This window comes from Novosphingobium sp. PhB165 (assembly GCF_004341845.1).
Taxonomy (GTDB): Bacteria; Pseudomonadota; Alphaproteobacteria; order Sphingomonadales; family Sphingomonadaceae; genus Novosphingobium.
Window position 1 is genome coordinate 60,474 of sequence record NZ_SLVB01000016.1, and the last position, 10,956, is coordinate 71,429.

The 10,956-nt window shown below is 58.7% G+C and carries 9 protein-coding genes and 1 pseudogene; 6 read left to right on the forward strand and 4 right to left on the reverse strand.

What is annotated here, in order from left to right; all coding sequences use genetic code 11:
* The first annotated feature begins 178 nt into the window (after positions 1-178).
* From EDF56_RS25030 to EDF56_RS26170, 5 genes and pseudogenes are all read left to right on the forward strand, one after another.
* Positions 179-1,231, forward strand: a complete 1,053-nt coding sequence (locus EDF56_RS25030; protein ID WP_243652851.1) for an AraC family transcriptional regulator — start codon at positions 179-181, stop codon at positions 1,229-1,231.
* Positions 1,232-1,350: 119 nt separating this feature from the next.
* Entirely contained in the window at positions 1,351-2,172 is an 822-nt protein-coding gene (locus EDF56_RS25035) for a TauD/TfdA family dioxygenase (protein WP_132392759.1), read from the forward strand.
* Between the two features lie 25 nt (positions 2,173-2,197).
* The gene (locus tag EDF56_RS25040) at positions 2,198-2,644 is read left to right on the forward strand and encodes a nuclear transport factor 2 family protein (RefSeq protein WP_132392761.1); all 447 of its coding nucleotides are present in this window, start codon (positions 2,198-2,200) and stop codon (positions 2,642-2,644) included.
* Complete coding sequence (locus tag EDF56_RS25045; RefSeq protein WP_132392763.1) at positions 2,641-3,657, forward strand: NAD(P)-dependent alcohol dehydrogenase; 1,017 nt, start codon at positions 2,641-2,643, stop codon at positions 3,655-3,657. The genes EDF56_RS25040 and EDF56_RS25045 overlap by 4 nt, the downstream gene beginning before the upstream one ends.
* A 702-nt stretch (positions 3,658-4,359) precedes the next feature.
* Positions 4,360-4,687 (forward strand): annotated as a pseudogene (locus EDF56_RS26170) (IS630 family transposase); the annotation flags it as partial.
* A 113-nt stretch (positions 4,688-4,800) separates the two neighbouring features.
* Here the strand turns inward: EDF56_RS26170 and EDF56_RS25050 are convergent.
* Together EDF56_RS25050 and EDF56_RS25055 are read right to left on the reverse strand one after the other, a co-directional pair.
* On the reverse strand, positions 4,801-5,967 hold the full coding sequence (locus EDF56_RS25050) for a PHB depolymerase family esterase (RefSeq protein ID WP_132392793.1): 1,167 nt from the start codon (positions 5,965-5,967) through the stop codon (positions 4,801-4,803).
* A complete protein-coding gene (locus tag EDF56_RS25055) occupies positions 5,967-6,683 on the reverse strand; it encodes a hypothetical protein (protein WP_132392765.1) in 717 nt (238 codons plus the stop codon). The genes EDF56_RS25050 and EDF56_RS25055 overlap by 1 nt, the downstream gene beginning before the upstream one ends.
* Here EDF56_RS25055 and EDF56_RS25060 point away from each other — a divergent pair.
* Positions 6,682-7,542: a DUF3363 domain-containing protein gene (locus EDF56_RS25060; protein WP_132392767.1), complete on the forward strand. Its 861-nt coding sequence runs from the start codon at positions 6,682-6,684 to the stop codon at positions 7,540-7,542. The genes EDF56_RS25055 and EDF56_RS25060 overlap by 2 nt on opposite strands.
* Before the next feature lie 114 nt (positions 7,543-7,656).
* On the opposite strand, the gene EDF56_RS25065 is transcribed toward EDF56_RS25060, so the two are convergent.
* Together EDF56_RS25065 and EDF56_RS25070 are read right to left on the reverse strand one after the other, a co-directional pair.
* A complete protein-coding gene (locus tag EDF56_RS25065; protein WP_132392769.1) occupies positions 7,657-8,808 on the reverse strand; it encodes a MucR family transcriptional regulator in 1,152 nt (383 codons plus the stop codon).
* A 235-nt stretch (positions 8,809-9,043) separates the two neighbouring features.
* Positions 9,044-10,468 (reverse strand): IS110 family transposase, encoded by a 1,425-nt coding sequence (locus tag EDF56_RS25070; protein WP_132392771.1) that lies wholly within the window; start codon positions 10,466-10,468, stop codon positions 9,044-9,046.
* Positions 10,469-10,956 lie beyond the last annotated feature (488 nt).

The window sequence follows — 10,956 nt, forward strand, 5'->3', positions numbered from 1 at the left end:
CGGGTCGCCGAGCCTCAGGCGATCATGTGCTGTAGACCGCCACTTTCCAAGAGCTTGCCGTCGATTTGATTTCCGCAGTTGGAGGCGAAGCGGGCAGAGCTTGTTGACTCGCAGCGCAAGTGACAGCGACAGCCGTTGATGGCTACACCTGCATTGCAAGGCTAGGCTAGGCTAGGAAGTGAACCAAGAAACCCACCGTCCACGCTCGAAAGCCGTGTCATTCGAACGTGTTGATCCGCGCATTTTAACACTGTTCCCGGAACTGGTTCGCGGATTAGGGGGCGAGCCTGAAGCGTTGCTGCGGCGAGTGGGGTGCGATGTAGGGTGGTCCAACCTGCGCAGCATAGAAATCAGCTACCGGCAGATGATCAATCTCGTTGCCTTCGCAGCTGATGAATTGGAGTGCCTCGATTTCGGCATGCGCCTGGGGCACCTTCAGGCAGACGCGATCACAACGCCCCTGCGAGATGTTGTCAGAAACTCTTTGACGCTGGGCGAGGCTCTGAACCATGTTGTCAAGTTAAGCTATGCGCACAGTCTTGCCGCAGCAATTTGGCTCAGGCGCTCGCCCTCAGAACAAACCGTAACTGTCGGTCATGACATCTTGTTGGAAAATTTGCCCGATCGCCGACAGGCTATCGAACAGATTTTGCTCGTCGAGTACCTGATTTGCGTCGAAGAAACCGGCGGCTTGGCCCGTGCGCGGCACGTGGAGTTTCGCCACCAACCGATTTCTAGCCCTGCCATCTATCGGAGCCATTTCGGTTGCGACGCACGTTTCGGCCAAGCCTCGGACGCGATCGTTTATTACGAGAGTGCGCTGACTTGCCCCATTCTGTCGCCCGATTCCATGGTATGCCGCAGCCTAATCGCGGACATAGACGCGGCATTCGCAGAGCACACGCCGCCACTTCATGCCACAGTCAGGCGCGTAATTATGCATCTGCTCGCCAGCAGCCAGTGTACGAACGTCGAGGTGGCTTCTCAGTTCGGTCTACATACGCGCAGACTCCATCGGGGCCTTACCCGAGAAGGCACTACTTTCCAAAAGATCAAGAATCAGGTGCGACGCGATTTTCTAGTCTACCTTCTGGATAAAACCGATCTTCCTATTGCGCAGATTTCCGAGCGCCTTGGTTTCGCCGAGCAATCCGCAATGACGCGCTTCTGCAAGCAGTCGCTGGCAGTCTCCCCAACCGAACGGCGAGCGAGTGCCCGACATCCGCGCTGACTACAACTGTCCAAAATGGGCAAGTCACTTCGACCGAAACATCCGAAACGATAGACGCGCTTGCAACGACCGCCGACGCAGGCGCGGGAACGGAGAGTCCGCAAGCCGGGAATAGGAGCGTGAACACGGTGACTTTCAAGACAACTGACCTCACGCCGCTCATCGAAACCAGCATAACTGCGGATAAGGCCGCGCTTCTCGATGGGAGCAATGCACAGGCCCTGCGGGCCTTACTGGAGGAACGCGGCGTTCTGATCTTTCCGCGCGCAGACCTGAGCGATGAGGAACAGCGCACTTTCGCCCGCACGATCGGCACGCCGACCGACCAGGGCGAGCGCGGACTGCACAAGATTAGTCTCGACGAAAAAGTCACCGCTTCCGCCAGATACCTGAAGGGCACCGTGCTCTGGCACTTCGACGGATGGAATGACCCGGTTCCCGCCTTGGGGACAGTCCTGTCCGCCCGTGTCTTGTCATCCACAGGCGGCCAAACCGAATTTTCGAACACGTATGCCGCCTATGAGGAACTGCCGGCGGAGACGAAGGCGCGCATTTCTGGCCTCAAAGTCGCGCACACTATGATGGGTACGCAGCGCGGTATTCACGCGGAGGTGAAGCCAGAGATGGAGGCGGATTGGGAAAATTTTGCTATCCCTCGCCATCCGTTAGTTTGGACGCATCGATCCGGCCGCAGGTCTCTCCTTCTGGGCTCCAGCGCCGACTGGATCGAGGGCCTGGACAGCAGCGAAAGCGACACTTTGCTCGCCGAGTTAAAGGCGTGGGCCTCGCAGCCAAGATACGTTTACCGCCACGAGTGGCAGGTGGGTGACGTGGTGCTGTGGGACAACTGCGGCGTTCTCCACCGGGTCGAGCCCTATCCGATGGACAGCGGCCGCGTCATGCACCGCGTGACGTTGGAGGGCGAGGAAGCGATCACGTGAATCGTTCTTGAGAGGTGGAACTGCCATGAAGCACAGTGAACAGATCGTGCGGGCTTTCTTTGACGCCGTAACAGCCGGCAACTTGCCCGATGCGATACTGACCGAAGACATGACGGCTTGGACGACAACCCAAGGCGAAATGAGCAAAAAGGCCTATCAGGGCGTCATTCGCATCCTACGAAGCATTTCCAGCATCCCGCTGACCTTCATCATCGACGCGATCACAGCCGAAGAGGACCGCATCTGCGCGGAACTTCGCAGCCATGGCGTACTGATTAACGGCGAGATTTACGAAAACACCTATTTCTTCGCGTTTCGTATCGACGACGGCCGCATCGCCCGTGTGTCCGAACACTACAACGCGCTCATTGTGCAGGAAAAGATGATGCCGCTGGTGAGGTCCATCACCTCCTCGGAACCTTTGGCGTCTCTGCCGGCGCCCTTGCAATCTGGACAGGACTTTCTCGCATGAACTCTTCGCGTGCCGTCCGGCTTCGCCATCCTGCAGGCCCTGACAACTTGAGGCTCGAGAACGCCGTCGCCCTCGCACCCGGAGCCGGCGAGATCAAGGTCCGTATAAGGGGCGCTGCGCTCAATTTTCGCGACGGGCTGGTGGTGAACGGGTTCTTTCCCGCGAAGGACGGGCTCATCCCTCTGTCGGATGGCGCCGGGGAAGTGCTTGCAGTGGGAGATGGGGTAACGGAATTCGCCGTGGGCGATCGGGTGGTTTCCACCTTCCATCCCAAATGGCTCGACGGCCATATGGACCGTGCCGAACTCGACAACGCACCTGGCGCACCGGCCGATGGTTTTGCCTGCGAGGAGACAACGCGGCCCGCCACGCATTTTACCCGCGCGCCGCAAAGGTGGGGCCATGCCGAGGCAGCAACGTTGACGTGCGCGGGCGTCACCGCCTGGCGGGCCGTAATCACTGATGGACGGGTGAAGCCGGGCGATTACGTGGTTGTGCAAGGCACGGGCGGTGTTTCGCTGTTCGCCCTGCAGTTCGCGAAAATGGCTGGCGCTATCATCATCGCCACCTCGTCCAGCGACGAAAAGCTGGCACGACTGAAGGCTTTGGGTGCTGACCATGTGATCAACTATCGCGACGTCGAGAAATGGGGGGAAACGGTCATTGCTCTTACCGGCGGCCGCGGTGCCGAACATGTTATCGAGGTCGGCGGCCCACATACTATCGGTCAGAGCTTTGTAGCGGCGCGTACTGGCGGCCACATCGCGCTCATCGGAGCCGCAGGCGGCTTTGACATCGACACAATGCCCTTCGCTATCGTCCAGGCAAAAAGGCTGAAGCTGCAAGCTGTGACGGTGGGTAGCCGGCGCGACCAGATCGAAATGGTTCGCGCGATCGATGCGCATGGGCTTCGTCCGGTCATCGACAGCACCTTCCCGCTCGAAAACCTTGGCGATGCGTTTCGCAGGCTCCAGTCGGGCGGGCACGTCGGCAAGATCTGCATCGACATTTGAATGTGGCTCGATTTCGAGGCAACTATCAATCTCGAAAATACGCATCCGGACTGGAGAGCGTTTCAAGGCCCCGAAGCGCGACCTATCCGCAGCCTCGCCGGATGAAACGACTATGATTGCTGAGTGCCGGTTAAGTCTCGAAGGAAAAGGAAGGAGGTAATAAGCTCCGCGCTGCGATCTGTGAAGCAACTGCGAATGGCGCAGAGATCTGGAAATATCGTCGTTTAAGAAGATTGACACTGGCCCTCACCGGGCAGGTCAATTAACAATTGGCCGCCAGCTCAGCGATGTCGTTCTACAGCTTCCATGGTTTGAATGGCCCCGCGAGCCGCCCGGTAACCCCTGTTGCGAACTCAGTGACGCCCCTGCTTCGCGCATGGCCGGGACGTCAACGAAAATGCGTTCAAGGGCGAAGCCAGCGTTATCCCTGCTTATGTATCGAGACCGATGGGCGGGATAATGAGATCGGCCTGATTTCGGCCCGCCTTTAGAAACGCCTCGCGGTATATGCAAGCGCCTTCGCGCAGCTTCTTGAGCGGCCGACTGTCATCGGGACCACATTCCAAGCCGTCACAGAGCAACAAGCGTGGCATTCTTCTCGTTCAACTGTTGAGCGGATTACGATCGGTATGAATCGGCAGGGATTCCCTGCGAATGTGTTTTGTGATACATAATCTTTGCTGGCGAAAGAGGCTGGGATAGATGGGGCACCCGCATTCGATTGATTTGCACTCCCGACTTTTTGGCAGCGATCGATAGCGGATTGAGCTGCCGGGTGGCGGGGGCGCGATTTGGCGTTGTCCCCTCGACAGCGGTCCGTTGGCATGCTCGTCGGCGCGACACGGGCACCTTTGCCGCCAAGCCGCAGGGCGGTGACGCGCGTTCGCGCCGCATCGAAGAGCGATCGGCGGAAGTCCTCTCCATCTGGGATACGCCGAAGGACATTTTGCTGGAAGAACTGCGGGTGGCGCTGGCGGAAGCGGGTCGTCTCGGTAGTGGGACTTCATCGCTTCTTCGCCAGCCGGGAGTATGACGCGCAAAAAAGATTGGCCATGCAATCGAGCAGGACCTCCCGGCCATTATCGCAAATCAAGCGGTGCCAGGAGCTACTGTCGAAAGGCGCGATCTCTCCGCCGGGCGAGCTCATTCCATAAGACCCGCCGATCGCAGAGCGTTCTCTATAATTTTGCGAACATTGGCCCCCCTCGCAGTTTCGCCCTTCCAATGCTGAGGCGTGAACCACAGTGCGTCGTTTCGATCGTGTTCCGATATGACTAGCATGGGCGCTGCATCAATTGGATGGTGCGCCGACAAATCTACGTCCAATTCTGACAGGGTAATAATTTTGTTCCGGCTCGGCAGCCCCCAAAACTCGCAGATCCGCTGGGTTGAAGAAATTCCAACATCGATCATGAAGGCCCCGGCTCGTCCGCACCCCTCGGGATTGGAACTGTCGAGCGGCGTGCCGTGCTCCATTCCCTTGATTGTATAAGCCTCGATGACATCGCGGCCATCCCCTTTACGCCAAACGCGCCGTGACGAGCCGTCAATTTCCTCAGTTACACTCGGTTTTGCCGGAACTCCGTGGATTTCGCACCACGCGGCAACGATTGCCCGTGCGTTCGCGGGCTGGACGGTGCTGTCTGCGCTCCCGTGCCACACCGAGAGCGTGGGCCAAGGTCCCGAATGGGACGACGCTGCGCGAAAGCGCGAAACCAGCTCGCCCGTGTCCGGGATGCCTTGGCCGCGCATCAATTGAAGTGCTTGAGGTAAATTACTGGCGCAGCCGTAGGGCAGACCGGCAATGATTGCCCCTCCGGCAAAAACCTCCGGATAGGTTGCAAGCATGACCGCGGCCATGGCCCCGCCTGCAGACAGCCCGGTAACGAACACACGCGCCGCATCGATGGGATGATCGGCTACGACGGCCGCTATCATTTGCCTAATTGAGAAGGCTTCGCCCGAACCACGACGAGTATCGGTAGGTAAAAACCAGTTGAAGCATCGGTTGGGATTGTTTTCACGTTGTTGCTCTGGGTACAGGAGCGCAAAGCCATGTCGATCAGCCATTTCCGACCATCCGGAACCGAAGTCATAGCCCGCCGCATTCTGCGTACAGCCGTGCAGAACAACGACCAGCGCTGCCCCGGCGGTCAGATTTTCCGGTACGTAGATATGGCCCGTTAAAGCGCCCGGATTGCTCCCGAAGTCAGCAATTCGCGTGAGGCGGCTAGTTGTCCCAAAGGAATCCGCGGCGAACTTGCGATGGGGACTTGCAAGCTGGGAAATCGTGTCTGAAAGGCTGCGCATCACAATTCCTTCCTTGACCGAGGAGGGCCAGCATAGGAGCATGTCACGCCTTTATGCTGCACTGCACAATAGGTGGTATATTGTCGCAGACATACAAGCCATCTCGCTCCGCATATTCTGTTTAAGAAACTCAGCTCCGCCCGCCCGCCCCTCACTCTACCGCTCGCACCGGCAAATCGGATGGCCGGCTGAGCGTGGATGCAGCCAGCCAGCGAGCGCGGCAAGCATTTGTCCCTGCTGCCAATGAGATTGTCGCAGGCATCGAACGCCGCCGCGACGCGAAGCGCGGCGAGATTGTCTTCTTCCGTCGGGATGGGCTCAGAAGATGAGCCGAGTTTTCTCTCCCTGCGCCGGGCAAGAGTACAGACGGCGGCGTGGAACCCGCGCCATTTGAGCGAAGCGGTTGCAATCGCAAGCCTTGTCAGTGCGGGCAAGTTGGCGCCCGTGTCCGGCAGTGCGGCATCGAGCAGGCTGGAGGTCGGAGGTGCAAGAGCGCCGCAGGCAGCGAGGTTTGACGTGCTGGCGGGTTCGACAAGACGCGTTTGCATCAGGCAGGGGGTGAGTGGGTCGTCGCCGCCTTCACCTTCGCTAAGGCCAATGAAACAAGCCTCGATCGCGGGGGGCAGGCAGAGATAACGGTCCGCGATCAGGTCGAGAAACAGCAGTCTCTCGCCGACCCGGCAATACGAGACGCCTTGGGACAGGGCATAGGACATGACAGGCATTCCCCCGCGAACGACAGATGCGCGGCCCCGGGGGGAGCCGTTGCCGCGAGACGCGGTTGTGCGGGTGATCCCGCGAATAGCTGAGGTTCGGGATAACGATCGCAACATTCTGGATGTGTCGCAGGCGAACGAGGGGCGGTATTCGATCGCTCGCCATCAGCGTTTCGATCGCTCGGTCAGTCAGGCTTTCGCCGAAACGCATGTGCGCAGACTTGAGGCGATGCGGCGGGCGCGGTTCGATGTCACCCGCGAAGCCGATGGAAGCTGGCGTATTTCGTCCGAACATCTGGAAGTCGCAGAACGCTTCGAGCAGCGAGATGTCGCTTCCCGGCCCGTCGCTATCGAGGTCCTGGGATCGGGATCGGTGGAGCGAATGTCCGGCATGGAAGCGGCAACATGGCTTGATCGCGAACTTGCCTCGCCTTCGGGACTGGTAATGCGCGATGCGGGGTTCGGACGCGAAGTGCGCGCGGGCCTGGACCAGCGGCGCCAGTGGCTGGTCGAGCAAGATTTGGCCGATACTTCTCCCAGCGGCGTCAGATTGCGGCAGAATGCCTTGGCGTTGCTTCAGCGGCGCGAATTGCTCCGGATCGCCGAGCGTCTTTCCGGGGAACTGGGGAAGGAGTTCTCGGAGGCGAAGGCCGGCGATTGGATCGAAGGCAAGGTGAGCCGCAGGATCGATGGTATTTCGGGGCGCTTCGCACTCATCGAGCGCAGCCGCGAATTCACTTTGGTTCCATGGCGGCCGGTGCTTGAGAAGCAGCTTGGACAGCAGGCCGGCGGGATCATGCGCGAGGCCGGTATCAACTGGCAGTTTGGACGTGGTCGTGCCGGGCCGGAAATTTCCTGAACCGTGGGACGATGAGCGTGCAGCGGCCCAGATGCAAACCGGGCGACCATCTCGTTCAGGATGGCCGCCCGTCTAAGCTCTCAAGTTTACAATCGGAGCTGGATAGCGTGGCCTTCAGGCCTTGGCTTCTACAGCGCTCTGCTCCGCCGGTAGGTTGAGAGCGCGTGCTGTCGGTGCCGACACGGCCGCCGTCGAAGCCGCATTCTCCGACGCGGGCACCGCGGTTCCAAGCTTTGGACGGCTCTTCTTCGGGGCCAGCGACTTGGCGGTCGCCGCAGCCTTGGCCTTCGGCTTCACCGCTGCGGGCTTTGCCGTCGGTGCGGCAGACACTGCGGCTTTCGGCTCCGCACCGGCAACCGCGGCAGGCGCAGGCTTCGTGAGCGTGGGTGCGGGAATGGCAGCCTTCTTCCCTGCACTTGCAACCTTTTTGGGAGCCGCTGCTGGCTTCGCGGAGCCTGTGGCTCCGGCTTCGACGGCAGTCTTACCGGGCGTCCGGGCCATCCGGCGGGCGGGCTTGCCGGCAGATGCGGCAACCGCAGCCGGCTCACTCTTCGCCGCGGCAGCCCTCTTGGCTTCCGCTTTCGCTTCCGTGGTTACGGCTGCGTTGCCAGAAGCCTTGGGCACAGGCTTGCTGACTGATTTCGCGGCTGCCTTTGTGGCATTTTTCGGCTTCGCATTGGCAGCCTTGGGTGCCGGCGTCGTTGCGGAAGACGGTGCTGCAGGAACCTGCGAGGCCTTGCTAGACGGCTTGGCGGCCACTGCGGTCTTCGGAATTGCCTTCTTCGCGGAAGCGTTGGTGACCTTCGCTGCTACGGGAGCCGCGGCTTCCGCAGATTTGTTGGGCACAGCTGCCGCCGCGCTGTCACCTGCTCTGCTGCCGCCGAGCCCTGCGGCCTTGGCAAAAGCGCGGCGCTGTTCGGAGTAGGTGGCAGAAACCATCGGGTAAGTGGCTGGCAGATTGTAACGCGCGCGGTACTCTTCAGGAGTAACGCCGTTACTTGCCAGATGTCGCTTCAATGCCTTGTAAGGCTTCCCATCAATCATGCTGAGAATGTGATCGCGAGAGGCAAGGCTCTCTTCGACCGTAACAGCGGGCTTGAACCCAGGCTCTTCGACTTGCTGTTTGCCGGCATCGCCTGCGAGTGCGTTGCGCGTCGCCTCGATCAGGGCGGGGAGCGCATCGCTCGAGATGGTGTTGTTGGAAACAAAGGCGCTGAGCAGTTCAACTGTCAGGCGGGCGAGCTCTGGCTGCTCGGTGTCAGGCATGGAAGGTCCCTCTTGGGAAGTTTATCGCAAAAGGTCTTTGTCTTCCCAATTCCTCCCCAAGTAAAGACGATTTTCTATGCGTCTCACGATGCACCTAGACGGAGTTGGTGCATTCTTAAACAAGGTCGTTCCGCTTGGGGGACGATCCCCGTGCTGCACTTCGTGCATCGGATGTTGGACAACAGCACCCTTCAAGAGGCGAGCGAGGTCATTTGGCGAATGTCTAACAGCCGCTCTAGGCTGATGGATCTTGGCTCCTGCGCAGCGCAATATGCTCCCTCGAGCGTCGATCCGCGATTGCATTGGACTGGCGCAGTATGGCCAACCTCCGCTCCACTATTGCCTTGGAGAGGCACAGATCGTTAGCCATCTGCGCAACGGTTTTTCCTGTTATTGCTAATGCATATACAGATGATATTTGATTGGCGACCTTTTCCTGTCTTACGCGTTGATTGTCTGTAAGCCCCGTATATGACGGCGCGTCGAATCTCACCATGGGATCTTCTGGGTCACAGGGGTGCCCAACATCGTTGATCGAGATTTCGACGCGCCGTCTACCCGCTGCCGAACCCGAGGATTGCGCCTCGGGGGCCTGCGGGAAAGGTTGGTAGGGAGTTCCGTCACGCCACATCGAAAAAAGGATCGTTGTCAGCTTGCGCGCGACAGCTACGCGCGCCTTTCGTCGTCCGATCGCTGCCACCTTCTCCAAGCCCCAATCTCTTAACGCAGTCTGCGTCTTAGTGGCGTTGAGCAAAGCATTGGCGGCTGTCACGATATGAAATCGTGTCATTCGATTTCCGGCTTTCGTTATCTGGCCCTTACGTTGTGCGCCACCGCTGATGTGAATTTTAGGTGTAAGTCCAAAATAAGCGCCGACGTCTGAAGATCGCGAAAAGCGGGATGGATCTTCAATAGCAGAGTAGAACGACACAGCGGTTATCGGCCCCACACCGGGGACGGCGAGGAACCGCGTGCAAGTTTTGTCTTCGGTGGCGAACTTTTTCAGTGATTGCTCCCACCGTTCCGACAACTCGCGTTGGCATTCTGCCATTTCCAAGAGTGGCATTATCAGGGGAGACAGATCTTCGCCGGTTTCAGCCCTTATCTCATCAAGGCGGTTGAGTACGTGCGGCCGAAGACGGTGAGCTGCAGTTATTCGGGTGCCGATGCTCGTGCCATAGAGGTGGAAGTATGACCGAATTAGGTGTTCGGTGCCCTTTCGCTGCTTCACAAGGTTATGGCGCGCCGCAAGGATAGCTCGCAGCGCCATACAGGACGGGCTTTTTAGATGGACCTCCACAAGAACATTTCGTCCCAGCCGAGCTGCGTCAGCTATCGAACGCGCGTCGTTAGCGTCCGTTTTGGATCTTCGAATTGAGGCGAAACTCTTCAATTGGGCGCAGTCGAATGCAGATACTGCGTATCCCAAGCGCCTTAGATTCCTCGTAAGAGCTGCGCTTGTTGCGCACGCTTCAATGCCGATTTGTACTTTCTTTCCGAAAGCGGTCGCCTGGATCACAGCGTCTACAGCCGTGGCGCAGTTGCGAGTCGTCGTTTGAGCGACCATTTGCCCACTGCCTGAGGTAAAACATATTGCTGTGTCCTTCAGTGAAGTATCCAGGCCGATCCAAATAGTGTCGTCATTTAAAAGTTCGCTCAACGCCTCAAGCCTTCACTGTGCATGCCAGAATCACTTGTGCTCTAATCGTACCGTCTCGAAGTGCGAAAGGGCGCTGAGCTATTACTCGTACTGTGCTGCGAAAATGACATGAATATGAAATCGGTAATCAATTCACGATAGAAAAGATCGCTTTTTGCTGATTTGGTAGACTTAACCTTGCATTTTCGGAACCATATTCCGAAAATGCAAGGTTGCAGGTTTTTGCAATTGCTCAGCAGCGACGCCATTCATTCAACCGAGCCTGCCTCAGAGGCCAACCTCCCTGCTGCGTAAGACCTCACCTCAAGGTTAAGCGGTGCAAGCGGGCCGCTCTGGTCCCGTGAATAGCGGCAGTTGCATTTTGAAGTGCACTCGAAAGACACTTGGGTGCACTAGGCCGTGAACCCATAAATGGTTGTCGATGGCGCAGCCTGCGGGCATGTTCAGGCAAGTATGGAACAACCGACAGTTCAAGCGCGCTGGGAACA

Excerpts from the sequence above, each read along its gene's own strand:
- EDF56_RS25040 (WP_132392761.1), top strand. The coding sequence starts at position 2,198 with ATGAAGCACAGTGAACAGATCGTGCGGGCTTTCTTTGACGCCGTAACA.
- EDF56_RS25045 (WP_132392763.1), top strand. The coding sequence starts at position 2,641 with ATGAACTCTTCGCGTGCCGTCCGGCTTCGCCATCCTGCAGGCCCTGAC.
- EDF56_RS25050 (WP_132392793.1), bottom strand. The coding sequence starts at position 5,967 with ATGCGCAGCCTTTCAGACACGATTTCCCAGCTTGCAAGTCCCCATCGC.
- EDF56_RS25060 (WP_132392767.1), top strand. The coding sequence starts at position 6,682 with ATGACAGGCATTCCCCCGCGAACGACAGATGCGCGGCCCCGGGGGGAG.
- EDF56_RS25055 (WP_132392765.1), bottom strand. The coding sequence starts at position 6,683 with ATGTCCTATGCCCTGTCCCAAGGCGTCTCGTATTGCCGGGTCGGCGAG.
- EDF56_RS25065 (WP_132392769.1), bottom strand. The coding sequence starts at position 8,808 with ATGCCTGACACCGAGCAGCCAGAGCTCGCCCGCCTGACAGTTGAACTG.